The 18912-nt window shown below is 63.7% G+C and carries 18 protein-coding genes and 3 tRNA genes; 12 read left to right on the top strand and 9 right to left on the bottom strand.

The features are described from left to right. The first annotated feature begins 158 nt into the window (after positions 1 to 158). Entirely contained in the window at positions 159 to 482 is a 324-nt protein-coding gene (gene fdxA, locus VC212_RS12810; protein WP_005994928.1) for a ferredoxin FdxA, read from the top strand. A 107-nt stretch (positions 483 to 589) separates the two neighbouring features. Here fdxA and VC212_RS12805 read toward each other — a convergent pair whose 3' ends face one another. Together VC212_RS12805 and dapA are read right to left on the bottom strand one after the other, a co-directional pair. Then, positions 590 to 1105: a hypothetical protein gene (locus VC212_RS12805; RefSeq protein ID WP_055844218.1), complete on the bottom strand. Its 516-nt coding sequence runs from the start codon at positions 1103 to 1105 to the stop codon at positions 590 to 592. A 16-nt stretch (positions 1106 to 1121) separates the two neighbouring features. Next, complete coding sequence (dapA, locus tag VC212_RS12800) at positions 1122 to 2030, bottom strand: 4-hydroxy-tetrahydrodipicolinate synthase (RefSeq protein WP_115553586.1); 909 nt, start codon at positions 2028 to 2030, stop codon at positions 1122 to 1124. A gap of 93 nt (positions 2031 to 2123) precedes the next feature. Between dapA and VC212_RS12795 the strand changes: the two genes are divergently transcribed. The 9 genes from VC212_RS12795 to VC212_RS12755 all read left to right on the top strand — a co-directional run bounded on the left by VC212_RS12795 (position 2124) and on the right by VC212_RS12755 (position 7681). After that, positions 2124 to 2750, top strand: coding sequence for a glycine cleavage system protein R (locus VC212_RS12795; protein WP_323525994.1), 627 nt, complete (start codon positions 2124 to 2126; stop codon positions 2748 to 2750). 13 nt (positions 2751 to 2763) lie between these two features. Then, positions 2764 to 3114, top strand: coding sequence for a ribonuclease E inhibitor RraB (locus VC212_RS12790; protein WP_055844224.1), 351 nt, complete (start codon positions 2764 to 2766; stop codon positions 3112 to 3114). Positions 3115 to 3153: 39 nt separating this feature from the next. Then, the gene (locus tag VC212_RS12785) at positions 3154 to 3636 is read left to right on the top strand and encodes a peroxiredoxin (RefSeq protein WP_115553585.1); all 483 of its coding nucleotides are present in this window, start codon (positions 3154 to 3156) and stop codon (positions 3634 to 3636) included. Positions 3637 to 3718: 82 nt separating this feature from the next. Next, the gene (locus VC212_RS12780) at positions 3719 to 5116 is read left to right on the top strand and encodes a PhoH family protein (protein WP_055844239.1); all 1398 of its coding nucleotides are present in this window, start codon (positions 3719 to 3721) and stop codon (positions 5114 to 5116) included. Continuing rightward, entirely contained in the window at positions 5116 to 5598 is a 483-nt protein-coding gene (locus VC212_RS12775) for a hypothetical protein (protein ID WP_055844240.1), read from the top strand. The genes VC212_RS12780 and VC212_RS12775 overlap by 1 nt, the downstream gene beginning before the upstream one ends. A gap of 69 nt (positions 5599 to 5667) precedes the next feature. Next, positions 5668 to 6477, top strand: coding sequence for a bifunctional hydroxymethylpyrimidine kinase/phosphomethylpyrimidine kinase (thiD, locus tag VC212_RS12770; RefSeq protein ID WP_323525993.1), 810 nt, complete (start codon positions 5668 to 5670; stop codon positions 6475 to 6477). Next, a complete protein-coding gene (locus VC212_RS12765; RefSeq protein WP_323525992.1) occupies positions 6474 to 7394 on the top strand; it encodes an alpha/beta fold hydrolase in 921 nt (306 codons plus the stop codon). The genes thiD and VC212_RS12765 overlap by 4 nt, the downstream gene beginning before the upstream one ends. A gap of 40 nt (positions 7395 to 7434) precedes the next feature. Then, positions 7435 to 7511, top strand: a tRNA-Arg gene (locus VC212_RS12760). Between the two features lie 93 nt (positions 7512 to 7604). Beyond that, positions 7605 to 7681, top strand: a tRNA-Arg gene (locus tag VC212_RS12755). Between the two features lie 286 nt (positions 7682 to 7967). Here the strand turns inward: VC212_RS12755 and VC212_RS12750 are convergent. Then, on the bottom strand, positions 7968 to 8960 hold the full coding sequence (locus tag VC212_RS12750; RefSeq protein WP_115561861.1) for a DedA family protein/thiosulfate sulfurtransferase GlpE: 993 nt from the start codon (positions 8958 to 8960) through the stop codon (positions 7968 to 7970). Positions 8961 to 9004: 44 nt separating this feature from the next. Further along, on the bottom strand, positions 9005 to 9949 hold the full coding sequence (locus VC212_RS12745; protein WP_115527613.1) for a LysR substrate-binding domain-containing protein: 945 nt from the start codon (positions 9947 to 9949) through the stop codon (positions 9005 to 9007). A gap of 135 nt (positions 9950 to 10084) precedes the next feature. Here VC212_RS12745 and VC212_RS12740 point away from each other — a divergent pair, with 135 nt between their 5' ends. After that, entirely contained in the window at positions 10085 to 10786 is a 702-nt protein-coding gene (locus tag VC212_RS12740; protein ID WP_055844255.1) for a pirin family protein, read from the top strand. A 265-nt stretch (positions 10787 to 11051) separates the two neighbouring features. Here VC212_RS12740 and VC212_RS12735 read toward each other — a convergent pair whose 3' ends face one another. Next, positions 11052 to 12983, bottom strand: a complete 1932-nt coding sequence (locus VC212_RS12735; RefSeq protein WP_323526079.1) for a PAS domain-containing methyl-accepting chemotaxis protein — start codon at positions 12981 to 12983, stop codon at positions 11052 to 11054. A 1749-nt stretch (positions 12984 to 14732) separates the two neighbouring features. Between VC212_RS12735 and VC212_RS12730 the strand changes: the two genes are divergently transcribed. Continuing rightward, entirely contained in the window at positions 14733 to 14894 is a 162-nt protein-coding gene (locus VC212_RS12730; RefSeq protein ID WP_323525991.1) for a hypothetical protein, read from the top strand. Positions 14895 to 14981: 87 nt separating this feature from the next. On the opposite strand, the gene VC212_RS12725 is transcribed toward VC212_RS12730, so the two are convergent. From VC212_RS12725 to recX, 4 genes are all read right to left on the bottom strand, one after another. Next, a tRNA-Ser gene (locus tag VC212_RS12725) sits at positions 14982 to 15074 on the bottom strand. Between the two features lie 83 nt (positions 15075 to 15157). Then, positions 15158 to 15370 (bottom strand): carbon storage regulator CsrA, encoded by a 213-nt coding sequence (gene csrA, locus VC212_RS12720; protein WP_003481884.1) that lies wholly within the window; start codon positions 15368 to 15370, stop codon positions 15158 to 15160. Positions 15371 to 15509: 139 nt separating this feature from the next. Then, the gene (gene alaS / locus VC212_RS12715) at positions 15510 to 18158 is read right to left on the bottom strand and encodes an alanine--tRNA ligase (protein WP_323525990.1); all 2649 of its coding nucleotides are present in this window, start codon (positions 18156 to 18158) and stop codon (positions 15510 to 15512) included. A gap of 101 nt (positions 18159 to 18259) precedes the next feature. Then, positions 18260 to 18748, bottom strand: coding sequence for a recombination regulator RecX (gene recX / locus VC212_RS12710; protein WP_055844260.1), 489 nt, complete (start codon positions 18746 to 18748; stop codon positions 18260 to 18262). Between the last annotated feature and the right edge of the window lie 164 nt (positions 18749 to 18912).

Below are 18912 nucleotides of genomic sequence, written 5' to 3'. Positions count from 1 at the left end.
TACGGCGGAAGACAGCCAACCCACCCAGCGAGATCCAGGCATCAAGGCACCCGCAGACCACGACCAATCCATCATCTGCGCGGCAAACAATCTCCGTCCCACCTCACACCCACCACCCGACTGCTTTAGAATTACCAGGCTAAACGCCGGATTCCGCCATGCCTTTTGTTGTCACCGAAAACTGCATCAAGTGCAAATACACCGACTGCGTCGAGGTCTGCCCGGTGGATTGCTTCCACGTCGGCCCGAATTTCCTGGTCATCGACCCGGACGAGTGCATCGACTGCACCCTGTGCGAGCCCGAGTGCCCGGCTAACGCAATCTATCCGGAAGATGACGTGCCCGCGGGCCAGGAAGGCTTCGTCGCGCTCAACGCCGAACTGGCCAAGGCCTGGCCAGTGTTGACGGTGCGCCAGGAGCCCCTGCCCGATGCGGCAGACTGGGACGGCAAGCCGAACAAGCTACCGCTGCTGCAGCGCTAAGCCACTCTCCCGGCGCGCGACAGCATCGCTGCCCGCTAACCACACCGCAACAACGCAAAACGGGCGCCCTGAGCGCCCGTTTTGCTGTCCGGTAATGGCCAAACCACTCAGCCGCCGAGCTTGCCCTTCAGCGCGCTGATCACCGCCACCGGTGCAGCAGCCGTGGCTGGCATGCCGCGCGGATCCACTGCCGACACATAGCTGCCCGCCTCGACCTTGACCACGCGCACCAGGAAGCTGGAACCCTCGTAGCTCACGTCGTAGGAGCCCAGCATCTGCGCCTTGCTGGCGACGGTCAGGCCGGGAATCTCGGCCAGCGCCGTGCCGACCTTGGCAAACACTTCATCGCGCTCGCCCGGCACGGTGAAACCGCTGTTGGCGCTCGCAGAAGGCGGCGTGTTGGTCTGCTGGGTGGTCGATGCCAGGGTCGGCACCTTCATCGCACCGGAGGTGTCGGGCAGGTTCAGATCCGGCGGCACTTCCAGCGGACGGGCTTCCGGGGCCAACGCATAGTCACCGCGCGCGCCCTTGTGAAACCAGCTGCAACCACTCGTGGCGGCGACGGTGGCGGTCGCCAGCAACGCGAGCGACAGCACGCGGACGGGGGAAACGGAATGACGCATCGATAGATCTCCTGGGTCAGGCCGCGAGCATTTCGCGGCTGGAAAGTGCTTCCAACGCAACGGCGTCGGCGGCAAGGCGGTCGGCGGCAGGCTGGTGCGCCGCAGAAAGTGGCAGCAGCGGCAAGCGCAGGCCGTGCCCGATCCCGGCGCGCTGCAGCAGCGCCTTGACCGGGATGGGATTGGATTCGATCCCGCAGAAGCTATGGTATTCGCTCAGGCGCGCATCCCATGCGAGGGCGGCATCGCGCTGGCCATCGCGGGCCAGATCGCACAAGCGACGGTACGCCGACGGCAATGCGTTGGACGCCACCGAGATCAGCCCCTGGGCGCCGGACAGCATCGATTGCGCGGCACTGCCGTCATCGCCACTGAGCACCACGAAGGAGTCGCTGCGCAACGCCACCAGCGCGGCGACGCGCTCGGGCTCGCTACGCGCTTCCTTGATGCCGACGATGTTGGGGTGATCGACCAGCTCGGCCACCGTCTCCGGCAGCAGATCGCAGCCGGTACGGCCGGGCACGTTGTACAACACCACCGGCAACCCGCCGCTGTCGGCCACGGCGACAAAATGCGCTTTCAACCCTGCCTGGGTCGGGCGCACGTACGGCGGCGTCACCACCAGCGCGTATTGCGCGCCCAGCGCGGCGGCACGGCGCGTCTGCGCAATGGTTTTTGCGGTGCCGGACAGCCCGGTACCGGCCAGCACCGGCACCCGGCCGGCGACCTGGGCCACCGCGGCGCGCAGCAATGTGTCGTATTCGTCGTCGCTCAGCGCGGCGGCTTCGCCGGTGGAGCCGGCAACCACGATTCCCTGGACGCCACCGTGCAGCTGCTGCTCCAGCAGCCGCCGCCAGGCATCCAGGTCGAGTGCGCCGTCCGGCCCGAAGGGGGTCGCCAGCGCGGTGATGATGCCGGAAAGGGACAAGATTCTGCTGCTCTTACGTGACAAGGGGAGGCCCGCGCGCACGCGGGTTGCGACCGCCTGCATGTTACTTGCGGCGCGAAACCACGGGCAAGTATGCTGGTCACCGCCAGGGCGCCTGTCCGGGCGGCCATTCAGCCTGATGCAATGCCGGAAGCCCCTTTGACTGACTCTACACCCCGGCCCTCGCCGACCGAAAATCACCTCCTGATCAACGCCTACACGACGCATCCGGAGTCCCCCCTGTTGTCTGTCACCCGCCGCATCGCCGACAGCGGCTGCAATCTTGTGGACGCTCGCCTGGCCACGGTGGGGCGCGATGTCTCGGTCACCGCACTGGCCACCGGCTCCTGGGATTCGGTCGCCAAGCTCGAAGCGATGCTGACCCGGCTGGAACGCGAGGAAGGCCTCAAGCTGGTCTGGTACCGCACCGGCCCCAAGCAGACCCAGTCCAACCTGTTGCCGTATATCGTCGAAGTGATCGCCGCCGACAAGCCGGGCATCCTGTTCCAACTGGCCGATTTCTTCGACCGCCAGGGCATCACCATCGAAAACCTGCAGAGCACCCGCTACCGCGCCATGCAGACCGGTGCGGAGATGTTCTCGGCGCAGGTGACCATCGGGGTACCGGCCAACATGCACATCGCCGCGTTGCGCGATGATTTCCTGGAATTCTGTGATCACCTCAATCTCGACGCGATCATGGACCCGATGAAGTTCTAAGGCAGACGCACCGATGGCCATCGCCAAATCCGCGCTGAAACAGATGTTCGATCACATCCGCTCCGAGACCGACTGGAATCTCGACGGCCCGTTGCGCTGGGAATACTTTTTCGCCGACCCGGCGCAGCAGCCGCTGCAACAACTTTCCGAGCAGCTGACCCAGGACGGCTATCGCGTCATCGACATCTTTCTCGGCGAACGCGACGAAGACGACGGCGACGATGAGGAGTCGTATTTCCTGCATGTGGACAAGCGCGAACACCACACCATTGAATCGCTGAATCAGCGCAATGCAGAGTTCGATGCACTCGCCAAACGTTTCCATGTAGCTGCTTATGATGGGATGGACGTCGGGCCGGCCTGATCGGCCGCCGACCGCCTCTCCCCTTCAGGCTGAGCAACGATGACCGACGCTGTACTGGAACTGCCCGCTACCACTCTCGACCTGCCGCTGGCGCTGTCCGGCGGCACCCAGACCACCCTGCGCGGCTATGCCGGCACGTGGGTGGTGCTGTACTTCTACCCGAAGGACAGCACGCCCGGCTGCACCACCGAAGGCCTGGACTTCAATGCCTTGCTGCCGGACTTCAAAAAAGCCGGCGCTGCCATCCTGGGTGTCTCGCGCGACTCGGTGAAGTCGCACGACAACTTCTGCGCCAAGCAAGGCTTCACCTTCCCGTTGATCAGCGATGGCGACGAAGCCTTGTGCCGCGCTTTCGACGTGATCAAAGAAAAGAACATGTACGGCAAGCAGGTGCTCGGCATCGAGCGCAGCACCTTCCTGCTGTCGCCCGAGGGGCGCATTGTGCAGGCCTGGCGCAAGGTCAAGGTTGCCGGCCATGCCGAGGCTGTGCTGGCTGCCGTGAAGGCGCACGCCAAACAGTGACGCCCCTCGTTTCCCCTGTCCTCCATCACCCTGCACACGCAGGCGTGATGGCTCGCCCCTGCTCCATCACTTGGAAGACCCAATGACCCGAGGCAAGCGCATCTACGTGCTGGACACCAACGTGCTGATGCACGATCCCACCTCGTTGTTCAAGTTCGAAGAACACGATGTGTTCCTGCCGATGCAGGTGATCGAAGAACTCGACAACGCCAAGAAGGGCACTTCCGAAGTCAGCCGCAACGCGCGCCAGGTCAGCCGCTTCCTGGACGAGCTGCTGGAAAACACCAACGCCGAGCAGATTCAGGCCGGCATCCTGCTGAGTCATCCGCAGGGCATCCAGCTCAAGGGCCAGGCCGCGATTGGCCGGCTGTATTTCCAGATTCACCCGATCGACCCAGGCCGCACCTTCGGCGCGATGCTGCCGGACAACAAGATCCTGGCCTCGGTGCTGGCGCTGCGCGAAGAAAACCCGGATGTGCCGGTCATTCTGGTGTCCAAGGACATCAACCTACGCATCAAGGCCTACATCAGCGGCCTGGTGGCAGAGGACTACCAGAACGACCGCGCGCTGGACGATTTCAGCCTGCTGTTCACCGGCGCCATCGAGTTGCCGGAAGACTTCTGGCAAAAGCACAACGAGGACCTGCGCAGCTGGAACGAGCGCGGCCGCACCCATTACGAGATCGTGCTGGCCGACGACGAAGATTGGTACCCCAACCAGTACCTGTATCTGCCGGGCGAAGACGACGTCGAACTGCGTGTGGCCAAGGTCGGCGGCGGCAAGGCCACGCTGTGCCTGGTGGATGATTTCCGCCACACCCAGCACGCGGTCTGGGGCATCGCCGCGCGCAACCGCGAGCAGAACTTTGCGCTCAACGCGCTGATGGACCCGGAGATCGATTTCGTCACGCTGCTCGGCACCGCCGGCACCGGCAAGACCCTACTCGCGCTTGCCGCGGGCCTGGCGCAGACGATGGATCAGCAGCGCTACCGCGAAATCATCATGACCCGCGCCACCGTCAGCGTGGGCGAAGACATCGGCTTTCTGCCCGGCACCGAAGAAGAAAAGATGACGCCATGGATGGGCGCGCTCACCGACAACCTGGAAGTGCTCACCCACAACCAGGACGGCGGCTCGTGGGGCCGCGCAGCCACCAACGACTTGCTTGCCAGCCGCATCAAGATTCGCTCGATGAACTTCATGCGCGGCCGCACCTTCCTGTCGCGGTATCTGATTCTGGACGAAGCGCAGAACCTCACGCCGAAGCAGATGAAGACGCTGATCACCCGCGCCGGCCCCGGCACCAAGATCGTCTGTCTGGGCAACGTCGAGCAGATCGATACGCCCTACCTCACCGAGACCACGTCCGGCCTGACCTACGCGGTGGATCGCTTCAAGGCCTGGCCACACAGCGCGCATATCACGCTGCGCCGTGGCGAACGTTCGCGTCTGGCCGACTTCGCCTCGGAGGTGCTGTGATGCGAACGCTTCGCAGCGCTACAGCCCTTGCAGTGCTCGCGCTGGCCGGCTGTGCGACCACGCAAGCGCCCTCTACCGTACCGACCAACCTCAAAAGCGGGCAGTCGTGGATCATCACCCGTCAGAGCGTCGCCGAGCAGGTGCTGGACACCTGCTCGCGCGACAGTCCGGCGCGTCACCCAGGCCAGATCACCGGCTACTGGGAACCGAGCCATCAACAGATCGAGCAGCTCGAATCCCGGCAGGATGCGTTGACGCCAAGCATCGCCGAGCCGCGCGAGTTCGACCGGCAATATGTGGGCGTGGTGATCGAGGGCCAGCAACTGATCTACATCAACGCCTTCAAGCTGCCCAACGACCCGCCAGTGAAACCGGCCAGGGAAGCGATCAAGGTTTGCGACGGCGGTAGCGCCTTCTGGGGTGCGCTGTACGACCCGCAGACCGGCGCGTTCTCGCAGATCGCGGTCAACGGCACGCCGTAACACCGCCCACACGTCAGCATCGCTGCACCATCCCTGCACAGCCGCCAGCCGGCAGTGCAGAATCGGCGCATGACCACGCCCAGCACGCTGTCCGCATTGACCATCGCCGGCTCCGATTCCGGCGGTGGTGCCGGCATCCAGGCCGATCTCAAAACCTTCGCCGCGCACCGCGTGCATGGCTTGTCGGCGATTGCCGCGTTGACCGCGCAGCACACGCGCGCCGTCACCGCCGTGCACATCCCGCCGATTGAATTTTTGCGCGCGCAAGTGGATGCCTGCTTCGCCGATTTCCAGATCCAGGCCGTCAAACTCGGCATGTTGGCCAATGCCGACGTCATCCACTGCGTGGCGGATCTGCTCGAAACCCATCGCCCACCCTTCATCGTGCTGGACCCGGTCATGGTCGCCACCAGCGGCGCGCGCCTGCTCGAGGACGCGGCACTGGATGCGCTGCGCACGCGCCTGTTGCCGCTGGCAACCTTGATCACGCCCAATACGCCCGAAGCCGAGCTGCTGACCGGCCGCCGCATCGACACGGCCGACGCCGCCGAACATGCGACTGCCGCGCTGCTGGAGCTGGGCGCGAACGCTGTGTTGCTCAAGGGCGGCCATCTGCATGAGGGCGCGCGCGTGATCGATCGCTTCGATGACGGCGTCACCCAGGATGTGTTCATGCATCCGCGTGTCGACGTCGATGCGCACGGCACCGGCTGCAGTCTGTCGGCAGCGATTACCGCGCAACTGTGCCAGGGCCTGTCGCTGCTCAATGCCTGCGAAGCAGCGATTGATTACGTGGCGCGCGCCATTCGCCTGGGGCAGCGCCCAGGGCACAGCGAGGTACTGGTGCTCGACCACTTCGGCGCCGCTCCAGCGGTATGAGCGTGCACAGCGAGGGCGTGCACAGCGACACGCTGCCCGCCAGCGCAGCCGATGGACATCGCTGGCAGGTGATTCGCAGCGCACCAGCGCAACCGATCGCCAGCTTGCTGTGGCTGCCGGCATTGGGCGTGGCAGCGCCGCATTACCAAGCGTTTGCCGATGCATTGGCCGCTACCGGGATCGCGGTCTACCTGCACGAATGGCGCGGCAATGGCAGCAGCACGCTGCGCCCATCGCGCCAACACGATTGGGGCTATCGCGCCTTGCTTGCCGACGACCTCCCGGCCAGCCAGGCGCTGATGGATCGGCACGACCCGCAGCACCCACGCATCGTTGGCGGGCACAGCCTGGGCGGGCAGCTGGCCTGCTGTCATGCCGCGTTGCAGGCGTCGCGAGTTCCTTCGCAACGCGACTCACCGCTGACGCAGCTGTGGCTGGTTGCCAGCGGCTCGCCATACTGGCGCAACTTTCCGCGCCCGATGCGCTACGGGCTGCCGCTGGCGTATCGCGCCCTGCCCTGGCTTGCACGCGTGCAAGGCGTGCTGCACGGGCGATCGCTCGGCTTCGGCGGCACCGAGGCACGCAGCCTGATCGCCGACTGGGCACAGGTCGGCCGCAGCAATCGCTATCGTGCTGCAGGCAGCGGCTGGGATCTGGAGCGCGCCTTGGGCGCGTTGACGGTACCGATCAAGGCGCTGACCTTCGACCACGATCACTTCGGCCCGGCTGCGGCGTTGCATGCACTGCTGCAGAAGATGCCGCAGGCGCATGCCGAGGTGCAGCAGTTGGACGATGCGCAACTGGGCGTGCGCAGCGATCACTTTGCATGGATGAAGGCGCCCGCCGCCGTCGCGGCTGCGCTGCAACGCACGCGTGCCGATGCGGTCGGCGACAATCGAATTTCACAAAGGGATTGACGAGTACGTCGGGCATCCGCATAATTCCGCTCCTGACGAGGCGCCCGTAGCTCAGTTGGATAGAGTACCTGGCTACGAACCAGGCGGTCGGGAGTTCGAATCTCTCCGGGCGCACCATCTTCAGGAACAAAAAAAGACAGCACTGAACCGCTGTTTTTTTAGTTAAAACGTCCGACTGCACTGCATCGGATGGCAAGTCAAACAAGATATGCGCCCGTAGCTCAGTTGGATAGAGTACCTGGCTACGAACCAGGCGGTCGGGAGTTCGAATCTCTCCGGGCGCACCAATCTTGAAGAAAACGACCAGCTTGCTGGTCTTTTTTTTGCCTGTCGTTTTTGTCCTGCATCGCCCGCGAATGCGACTTGTGCAGCGTATCGATACGAATGCGCTGCGATGCGCGTTAAAGCGCCCATCAAGACGTAGCGCGCGTTGCTGGATGGGTATGGAAGGCGCGCTCAGAACCACACTGTAAGCGACGCGGCAGCGAGCACCGGCCGCGCCCGCCCGCCCACCCGCCAGGCAACTGCACAGTCGTTTGGTGAGCTGTTCTTATCGAACAGGACGCAGAACGCTCACGCGGTAGCGCCCACAGCATCCGACTGGCCGACCACCACCACCGGCAATAACGAGGTCACCGGATGCCCGGCATCGCGCCATGCATCCAGCCCGCCCAGCAACGGACGCACATCGCGATAGCCACGCTCGCGCATCCGGCCGGCCAGCCACGCCGCAGACACTTCATCGGGACACGCGCAATAAATCACCACACTGCGATCGCGCGGCACGCTGGCCAGAATCTGCGCAAGCTGGCGTTCGTCGGCAAACACCGCACCAGGAATCGTGTACGGCTGCAGGTCGCGATATCCCGGCGCACGGATATCCAGCACCGTCGGCCGCAGGCTCTCGTCACCGTCCAGCAGCGGCACCAGCTCGTCCACTGCAATACGCGCCTGCTCCAGCGAGCGCAGCAGCGTGTGACGCCGCCACCAGCGCCACCCGACGTAGCAGGCCAGCAGCGCGGCCAACACCACCACCGCACCGGAACCAAGCTCGGACAAGAACACGAGCACGTCCTGCACCTGATGGGCGAACACCGCCCCAAGACCCAGCCCGACCAATGCCCACAGCGAAGCGCCGAACGCGTCGTAACGCAGAAACGCGCCCGGCCGCACCCGCATCGCACCAGCCATCGGGACCGACACCATCGACAGGCCCGGCACGAACTTGGCCACCGCCAGCACGCGCACGCCCCACCGCGAGAAGAATCGCTCGGTCTGCTTCATGCAGGTATCGCGCGACAGCGACAACCGGCACAGCGACTGCAAGGTGCGATTGCCAAAACGACGGCCTGCCAGATACCACACCAAGTCGCCAAGCAGACTCGCCAGCACCGACACGCCCCACGCGGCAAGACCCGCCAGCCACGCCTCGCTTCCACCGCGCAGCGCGTAACCGGCGCCGACCAGCACCAGCGTCGGCAGCGCTGGCACCGGCAGCCCGAGCGACAACGCCAGCACGTTGGCAAACACCAGCGCCAATCCGTACTGTTCGATCAAGCCTTGCATGCGACGACCCTGCGCGACGGCGAACGGTCATTATCCGCTCTTGATCACGTTTGCGACTGCCCGGCGGCAGCGAAACGATACGTTTCGGCAAGCGCTTGCAACCATCGCTCGAACAGACCGTCGGCCCGCAACGCGCGCCGCCACCAGCCAAGCGCCTCGCCCTCTTCTCCCGGCCGCCACGCCAGGGAGAAGGTCTCGTCGGCCTTGTGCGCTTCCACCGGCACCTGGCGCAAACGGCCCTCCAGCAGCGCCCCCTGCGCATACGGCTCAGGCAGAAACCCGTAGCCTGCCCCGGCCAATTGCAGCAGCAACTTGGTGTGCATGTCCGGCACGGTCAGCACATCGCGGCCGGACAACAGGCCGACCGTGCGCGGCAGCAGACGCCGCGCCGAGTCCGCCACGGCAATCGCGCGATGGTCGGCCAGCTCGGTCGCACCGAGCAGCTGAGCGCCGGCCAACGGATGCGTCGCGGCCACTGCGAACACAAAGCGCACGGTGCCGATCTGTTCGGCGACATAACCACCGCCGCTTGGCCCCTCGCCCGCCGCCACAATCAAATCCACGCGCCGGTCCAGTAGCGCCTCCCAGCTGCCGGACAGCGACTCGCTGAGCACCCGCAGCCGGGTGCTGTCGGCCACGGCGTAGAAGTCCAGGATCTGCGCCTGCAGCAGTGCAGCCGGCAACATCGCATCCAGTCCGATCGCAAAGTCCGACTCCCAGCCCGAGGCGACGCGCCGCACGCGCACCTCCAGCTCCTGCGCGGCACGCAGCAGGTTGCGCCCTTCGCGCAGCAGTTCGCGCCCGGCCTGGGTCGGCGTTGCCTTCGGCCCCACCCGCTCGAACAGCTGCACGCCTAGATCGTCTTCCAACTTGGAAACCGTGTACGAGATCGTCGAGGGCACCTTGAACAACACCTTGGCCGCCGCGGTGAACGAGCCGCGACGGTCGATCGCATCCAGGATCTGTAGCGCTTCCAGGCTGATTTTCATTGTTCGAATTTTTCGATGGTAGCAGCCAAATCTACTCGCTTTTTCTCTGATCGGCAGAGGCGGAGACTACGCATCAAGCCGCAGGGACACCGATTCACCCCCGGCGCCAATTCGAATCTTTCAAGGAGAAGCAACATGTTGAATGTCCGCAAGAGCGAAACCCGTGGCCGTGCCGAGCATGGCTGGCTGTCTTCGCGCCACACCTTCTCCTTCGCCAGCTACCACGACCCGCGCCACATGGGCATCGGCCCGCTGCGGGTAATCAACGAAGACAAGGTGACCCCAGGCGAAGGCTTCGGCACCCACGCCCACCGCGACATGGAGATCATTTCCTACGTCCTGGACGGCGCGCTGGAACACAAGGACAGCATGGGCACCGGTTCGGTGCTGCACTACGGCGATGTGCAGCGCATGAGCGCCGGCAGCGGCGTGACCCATAGCGAGTTCAATCATTCGTCCAGCGAGCCGGTGCACTTCCTGCAGATCTGGGTGATGCCCGAGCGCAACGGTATCGAGCCCAGCTACGAAGAAAAGCATTTCGATGCCGACAGCAAGCGCAACCAGCTGCGTCTGATCGCCTCGCCGGCTGGTGATGACGGCTCGCTGCGCCTGCACCAGGACGCACGGCTGTATGCATCGATCCTCGATGGCGACGTACGCCTGCAGCAGCCGCTGGCTGAAGGCCGCATCGGCTACGTGCAAGTGGCCCGCGGCAGCCTGAGCGTCAATGGACAGGCGTTGTCGGCTGGCGATGCGGTGCAGGTCATCGGCGAGCCGGAGATCGTGCTGGCCGACGCACGCGACGCCGAAGTACTGGTGTTCGATCTGCCGAAGTAAGCCGCTCACGGCTCTTGCAGCGCACGCGACATTCATGTGTTGCAAGCGGCGCTGCCCCCAACGCACAAGGCCCGCGCTAGCGGGCTTTGTGCTGCGCGCGAAAATCTGAGCGCGACGCTGTGCGTGTGGTTCGTGCGCTTGCCTTACCTTGCTGCGACAACGCTTGGCTTACACGCACCGCGACACGACATGACGCCAGTCTTCAGCGCCAAAGACGAAGGCTTCGACACCCGGCCACCGGGGTCGCAGTCTCAGCGATTGGCCGTTATGCGGCCTGCGATTTGAACGGCGCGTCGGGCTGCGCAGCTCCGTCGGCATCGCCATTGACCAGCGCGAACAACGCGTCCGCATCGGCTTCCAGCACGCGTGCCGACCGCGCCAGATCGTCGACCATCTGCGCCTGGTCGCGCGCCTGCACGCCAATGGAGTGCAGCGCCGTGTTCGCAGTCGAAATATCCAGCGCCTGCTCGTGACTGGCGGCGGCGATCTGCTCCACCGTCGCGGTGACACGCAGTACCGAGGCCACCACGTCCTGCATCACCACGCCGGCCTGTTCGGCCAGGCGCGAGCCATCGCCGACCTGGTTGGTCGCATTGTCGATCAGGGAACGAATCTCCCTGGCCGACACGCCGCAGCGCTGCGCCAGGCTGCGCACCTCGGTGGCGACCACCGCAAACCCGCGTCCCTGCTCGCCGGCGCGCGCCGCTTCCACCGCCGCGTTGAGCGCCAGAATGTTGGTCTGAAACGCGATGCCGTCGATCACTTCGATGATCTGACCGATGCGGTCGGTTGCCGATCGAATGCCGGCGGTGGTCTTGACCACGTCGGCGATGACGTCTGCACCGCGCCGCGCCACCGCAGCCGAATCCTCGGCCATGCGTCGGGCCGAGCCGGCATTTTCGGAATTGGTGCGCACGGTGGCGGCCAGTTGATCGATCGTGCTCGAGGTCTGCGCCACGGCGCTGGACTGCGTGGACACCCGGCTGACCAGCTCCTGGTTACTGGCAGAAATATGATGCGACTCGCGCTGCACGTTCTGCGCGATGCTCATGGTCTGCCGCATCAGGTCGCGCATGCGCTCGGCAGAGCGCACTTGATCGGTCACGTCGGTGGCGTACTTGACCACCTTGTACGGGCGCCCGGAGACATCCAGGATCGGGTTGTAGGACGCCTGGATCCACACCGCGCTGCCATCCTTGCGCAACCGCCGATACCGCCCCGCGTCGAACTGGCCGCGCGCCAGCTTTGCCCAGAAATGCCGGTATTCGTCGGAGGCGCGATAGGCCGCATCGACGAACACCCCGTGATGCTGGCCAATGGCCTCGTTCGACGAGTAACCAAGAATCGCCAGGAAATTATCGTTGGCACTCAGCACTCGGCCGTGCAGATCAAACTCGATCACGCCCATCACCTTGTCGATGGCCTGTATGCGCCCATCCGCATCGGCCGAATCGATGACCTGACGGGTGACGTCGGTGGCGTACTTGACCACCTTGTAAGGGCGACCGAGTTCGTCGAGAACCGGGTTGTAGGACGCCTGGATCCACACTTCCCTGCCATCCTTGCCGATGCGCTTGTAGCGACCAGCATCGAATGCACCGCGTCCAAGCGAATCCCAGAACGCGCGATAGGACGCCGATTGACGCGTCTGCGCCTCCACGAACATGCCGTGGTGCTTGCCGCGTATCTCATCGAGCCGATAGCCCATGACCTGCAGGAAGTTCTGGTTGGCATCGAGCACCGTGCCATCCAGCGAAAATTCGATCACCGCCATCACCTTGTCGATCGCATCGATGCGCCCTTCGAAATCGGCGGTCTGACGGACCTGCTCGGTGATGTCGGTGGCGTACTTCACCACGCGGTAGGCCTTGCCCGCACGATCCAGTAGCGGGTTGTAGGAGGCATTGATCCAGACCTCGCGACCGTGTTTATCCAGTCGGCAAAAGCGCCCGGCATTGAAGTCGCCACGCCGTAACGCATCCCAGAACTGGCGATAGCTCTCGCTGTCGCGATCACTCGTCGTCACGAACATGCGGTGATGCTGGCCAACCACCTCGTCACGCCGGTATCCCATGAGCGTGAGGAAGTTCTGATTGGCATCCAGAATGCGGCCGTCCAGATCGAATTCGATCACCGCCATCACCCGATCCACTGCATTGGCCTTGTGCTGCAGCCCACGGCTCCAGGAAGAGAACAGGCGTCCAAGCAACGGTAGGCGCATCACGTCGAAATCCGAGATATGGGTCACGTCTTTAGCGACACGCACGCGCCGTACTTGACCCCCTTCGCTTGCCATAGAGTCGAGTGGTTCAGATGTCAGACGGTCTCTCTCTGATCATCCTCTTCATGCCCCAGCGTTCCCAAAGTCGAGACCCTATTTCCGGGTATGCAAGGAAGACCAGACTCTTCTTCTCCGATCTGCAAGACAAGGGCGGATGCAGTGCGTTGGCCGCAAAGGTGCGCGCAGCGCCAGCGTAAAGTCGAGGCCTTGTTTCCTGGCGTACAAGGGAGACCAGACTTTCTTCTCCGATCTGCAACACAGTGGCTGATGCCGTACGTTGGCCGCCAAGGCGCGCGCAGCGCCAGCGTATCGGCGATCGCTCGCGATGGGCGCTCCTCCGTCTTGCATCGTTGGAAAAAAGCACCCATAAACGCCGCTCACACTGGCGGATGCGACCGGCTCTCCGGACCGCTGGCTTCTGCATTTTCGAGCGACCGACGACTTACCCGTTGCATAGCGACTCCGTCGACAGCGCCACACGCTCCACAGCATCTCTCGCCATGCAGAGATCACTGCCAACATCACTGGCGGCGTCACCGACGCGGCAACATGCGCAGGATCATCGGCAGAACGAGGCTCAGATAAAGATCGGCCACGTCCTCTCGCAGCATCGTCGTGCATCGGCGAGGCACGCGCACTGGAACACGCGTGTGGCAAAAAAGTTGCCGCCTTGAACAAGGAACCGGCAACTAGCAGCAAGATGGGGACGCCGGGCAAAACGCACCAGCAAGAAGGCAAGCCCAGCAGCTTGGGTAAGGCCTGAGCGACTCGCCGCGGAACGAGTGATCCTGGGATGTCGCTCGAACGCGGTGGTCTTCCATACTGAAAATCAAGCCGTTGCGCGTAGTGAAGACTGCCAGGAGTTTGGATCGAAAACACGCGAACGAATTGTTCAGAGCTTCCTTAGTTCTTAGGCCTTAGTTCTGCAGTTAGCGCAGTAGGTGATCTGCGAACTTGAACGCAGGAGATTGACCCTACAGTTTGCTGTTTGCTGTTTGCATGGCGGGAAATAGCGGCAAGCGGCAAGCGGCAAGCGGCAAGCGAAGATGGTTTCGCAGCCCGCTAACCGCTCCCTCCAAACGCGCCTATTTTTCGAACATCAAAAAGCATGAGGGCACGCAACAGGGCAACAAGCCAAGAACAACGCGCCGACCGAGCCAGGTGGCAGGCGACCCGATACATATCGCTTGAACAGCGACACTCGGTGCCGAAATGGTCGACGACGCGACCGATACGGTTAGCGGTTAGCGGTTAGCGGATGGCGGATGGCGGATGGCGCCCATCAGACCCGGCAACTGCATGTCGGTTGCGATTTATGGCGGTTGCGGCCTCACCCAGGGCGCAATGCCAGCACACCAGTCATATCATCCCGCGGCAATCCGACATCGCTCAAGCCACCAACCCGCGACGCACACTCACGAATGCGCGTCTGGCGCGGTAGCTGTCAGTTATCGGAAGCGATGACGATAAGCCTTGACCAAGAAGCCAGCGCTGCCACGTGCAGCGGCAACGCCGCCGCGCATGCTTCGCAAGATGCCTGAGCCTCCCGCAACACAGCTGCCGATCGCCTGTCCCACGCATCGTCGATTAACACACCCGCCTGTTGCAGGCATCGCGGATTCACGCCTTCGATGCAACACAGCTCGCACCGCAGCGCCCTCAACCATGAGCGATGCAAAGATCCCCGGCGGCGGCCATGAAGAACGCAGCGATCGAGGAACAACAGCACAGGAAGGCATGACCGCCGAGCAGGCACCCGAGCAAGAGCGAGCGTACGGTTCGCAATCCATCAAAGGCAGTGGCGATGGCAGTGGCGATGGAATTTGACGTCACAGCTGGCGATCACCGCTGACTACACCCATCAACCCAAATAAAAACGCCCGCAAATCAAGGATTTGCGGGCGTCTAGAACACTGGCGGAGCGAGAGGGATTCGAACCCTCGATAGAGCTTTTGACCCTATACTCCCTTAGCAGGGGAGCCCCTTCAGCCGCTCGGGCATCGCTCCAGTTTTTGCGTCCTGCCGCGATGTCCGTGGCAGGCCGCGAAGAATACCGGGTAACAGGGGCTAACGTAAACCCTTTATGACGATCAATTCGAAGAATCGTCGCCGTGATGCGCGCCAGAGGCGACCGGCTCGTCCCCACGTTGGATGCGCTGATAAATCTCTTCGCGATGCACAGCCACATCTTTCGGTGCGGTAATGCCAATACGCACCTGATTACCCTTGACGCCGAGCACGGTAACAGTGACCGAGTCGCCGATCATCAAGGTTTCGCCTACCCGGCGAGTGAGGATCAACATTTTGCAAATCTCCTGGAACCGGTGGATTTCCCACCAGCATCGACGGCCTCGTGAGTGAGACGCGCCCTAGGTAAAGGGAATAGACCAGAAATGGTAGCGGGACATCCTGCTAGCCAGCAAGGCATAGCAGGACAAGTGTTCAGCCCAAGTGTTGCTTGACCCAGGAGGGCACACCGTCGAGTGCGGTCGCAAGGGCGGGCCCGTCCTCGCCACCACCCTGGGCGAGATCCGGACGGCCACCGCCCTTGCCTCCGATCTGACTGGCGATATGGCCGAGGAGTTCCCCCGCCTTCACCTTGCCAGTTGGGCTGCCATTCACGCCGGCGACAAGCGCAACCTTGCCCGCCGATGCACCGGCCAGCACGATCACCGAATCGCCGAGTTGCTGCTTCAAGCGGTCCATCGCCTCGCGTAGCGCCTTTGCATCGAATCCTTCCAGACGTACGGCAACTACCTTGACCCCGTCCACGTCGACAGCACTGGCGCCAAGATCTGCGGTCGCGCCGGAGGCCAGCTTGGCCTTCAGCGATTCCAGCTCGCGCTCAAGACGCTTCTGACGCTCGGTCAGTGCGCGCACCTTGTCGACCACCTCGGTGGTGTTGCCGCCAAGCAGGCTTGCCGCCTCGAACAGCCGGCGTTCTTCATCGGCAACGTAATCCAGCGCGCCCTGCCCGGTCACCGCCTCGATACGACGCACGCCCGACGACACGCCGCCTTCGGAGGTGATCTTGAACAGACCGATGTCGCCGGTGCGGCTGACATGGGTACCGCCACACAGCTCGGTGGAATACCCCCCCATCTTCAGCACGCGCACGTGCTCGCCATATTTCTCGCCGAACAAGGCCATCGCACCGAAATCCAGCGCTTCCTGCATGGCCATGTTGTGCACTTCGACACTGTGGTTGGTGCGCACCTCGGCATTGACCTTGCGCTCGACCACTGCCAGTTCTTCCGCAGTGATGGGCTGGAAATGCGAGAAGTCGAAACGCAAGCGGTCGGGCGCCACAAGCGAGCCCTTCTGCTGCACATGCGTGCCCAGCACTTCGCGCAATGCGGCATGCAGCAAGTGCGTGGCCGAGTGGTTGAGGATGGTCTTGCCGCGGCGCTGCACGTCGATGCCGCCTGCCAGCACATCGCCCAGCGCCAGCGCGCCTTCGGTGATGCGTCCGACATGCCCATGGAACTGGCCGGCGAACTTCTGCGTGTCTGCGACGTCGATGGAAACATCGGCCGTGCTCAACTGCCCGCTATCGCCGACCTGACCGCCGGATTCGGCGTAGAACGGCGTGCGATCGGTGAACACGATGACCTCATCGCCGGCTTCGGCACGCTCGACCGGGCGGCCCTGCTTGAGCAGCGCGACAACCTTCAGCGCGTCGGCGTCATACGCCTCGTAGCCCAGAAATACGGTCGGCGACATGGTCGCAACCAAGTCGGCGGGCAGTGCGACGCCGCCGCCGAACTTGCCTGCCGCACGCGCGGTCTCGCGCTGACGCTCCATGGCGAAATCGAAGCCCTCCATGTCCACGCGCATGCCGCGCTCGCGTGCGATGTCGGCGGTCAGATCGACGGGGAAGCCATAGGTGTCGTACAGACGGAATGCATCCGCGCCGGGAATCACGTCCTGCGAGCGCGATGCAACGTCGTCGAAGATCTTCATGCCGGCGTCCAGCGTCTCGGCGAAACGCTCCTCTTCCGCCAGCAGGGCGCGCGCCACTGTTTCCTGCGCCACCACCAGTTCCGGATAGGCCTCGCCCATCAGCTCGACCAGGGTGGGCACCATCTTGCTGAAGAACGGCTGGCGCACGCCCAGCATCCAGCCATGCCGCAGCGCACGCCGAATGATTCGGCGCAGCACATAGCCACGGCCTTCATTGGAAGGCAGCACGCCATCGACGATCAGGAACGAACAGGCGCGGATGTGATCGGCGATCACCCGCAGCGACTTGTTTTCCAGATCGGCGATGCCGGTCAGCGCACTGGCCTTGCCGATCAAGGCCTGGAACAGATCGATCTCGTAGTTGGTGTGGACGTGCTGCAGGATCGCCGCCAGACGCTCCAACCCCATGCCGGTATCCACGCACGGCGCCGGCAGCGGCACCAGGGTGCCGTCGGGCTGACGGTCGAACTGCATGAAGACCAGATTCCAGATCTCGATGAAGCGATCGCCATCTTCGTCAGGCGAACCGGGCGGACCGCCAGCGATGTGATCGCCATGGTCGAAGAAGATTTCGGTACACGGGCCGCACGGGCCGGTGTCGGCCATCTGCCAGAAATTATCGGACGCGTATGGCGCACCCTTGTTGTCGCCGATACGCACGATGCGGCTTTCGGGAATGCCGATCATGTCGCGCCACAAGGCGACGGCTTCTTCGTCGGTGTGGTAGACGGTCACCAGCAGACGGTCGGCCGGCAGCTTCCAGACCTGGGTCAGCAGCTCCCACGCCCAGGCGATGGCGTCTTTCTTGAAGTAGTCGCCGAACGACCAGTTGCCCAGCATTTCGAAGAAAGTGTGGTGGCGCGCGGTGTAGCCCACCGAGTCCAGGTCGTTGTGCTTGCCGCCGGCACGCAGGCAGCGCTGCACGTCCGCAGCACGCACGTAACTGCGTTTTTCCGCGCCAAGGAAGACGTCCTTGAACTGGACCATGCCGGAATTGGTGAACAGCAAGGTTGGGTCGTTGCCCGGCACCAGCGGCGCGGACGGCACGATGGTGTGACCCTTCCCCTCGAAAAACGCGAGGAAGTCACTACGAATCTGGGAAGTGCTGAATTTGGCAGGTGCGTTCATGAGCTGGCATTGGGCGGGCGGCAGTCCCGGTCACCCAATGAGATGTGGGCGCAGATGAGGGGAACAACCTGAAACCACGAAGGGTAGCAGGCCTGACGCCCTCAGTCCTCAAGGTCGAAGCGCGTGGCGCTACGAATACTGTTGCCGTCGAAACCGCGCCGGGCCAGCAGATCGGCGGCCTTGCGTCGCTGCGGCAGATCTACCGGGCCTTGCTCGCCGAACCGGCGCCGGATCAGATCGCGCGCGTTCTCGGTCCAGTCACCTTCAAACGTCGCCATGGCGGCACTGATTGCCTCGCTATCCAGGCCATGGGTTCCGAGTTCGGCACGAATATGCAGGGGGCCGTAGCCGGAGCCGGCACGATTGCGCACCACCGCGGCAGCAAACCGGGTGTCGTCCTGCCAGCCCTCGCCAGCCAGCCGCTCCACCGCCGCCTGTGCGGCATCTGGCTCGATACCGCGCGCCAGCAGCTTGCGGTTTAATTCTTTGCGCGAGTGCTCGCGCCGCACCAGCAGACCAAGTGCGCGCTGGACCGGCGTCTGCTCTTTGAACCGCCGCCCCCGCTTTGGTGCGGGCTCTTGCTCGTCCATCGTGACGTGTCCCCGATCGCTGAATCAATGCGCCTTCCATGGCGCCTGCCCTCCTGGCCTTCGATAGATCTACCGCGAGAAGCAACGGCACTGACTCCGCTGTCCTCGCGATAGAAAAACTCCGCCTTACCGGTCGCTCAGCAGTGAGCTGTTGCCAGGCGCTT

Origin of the sequence: Xanthomonas sp. WHRI 8932A, assembly GCF_035012785.1 — a bacterium.
Classification (GTDB): domain Bacteria; phylum Pseudomonadota; class Gammaproteobacteria; order Xanthomonadales; family Xanthomonadaceae; genus Xanthomonas.
This window is presented reverse-complemented; position numbering and strand designations above follow the sequence as displayed.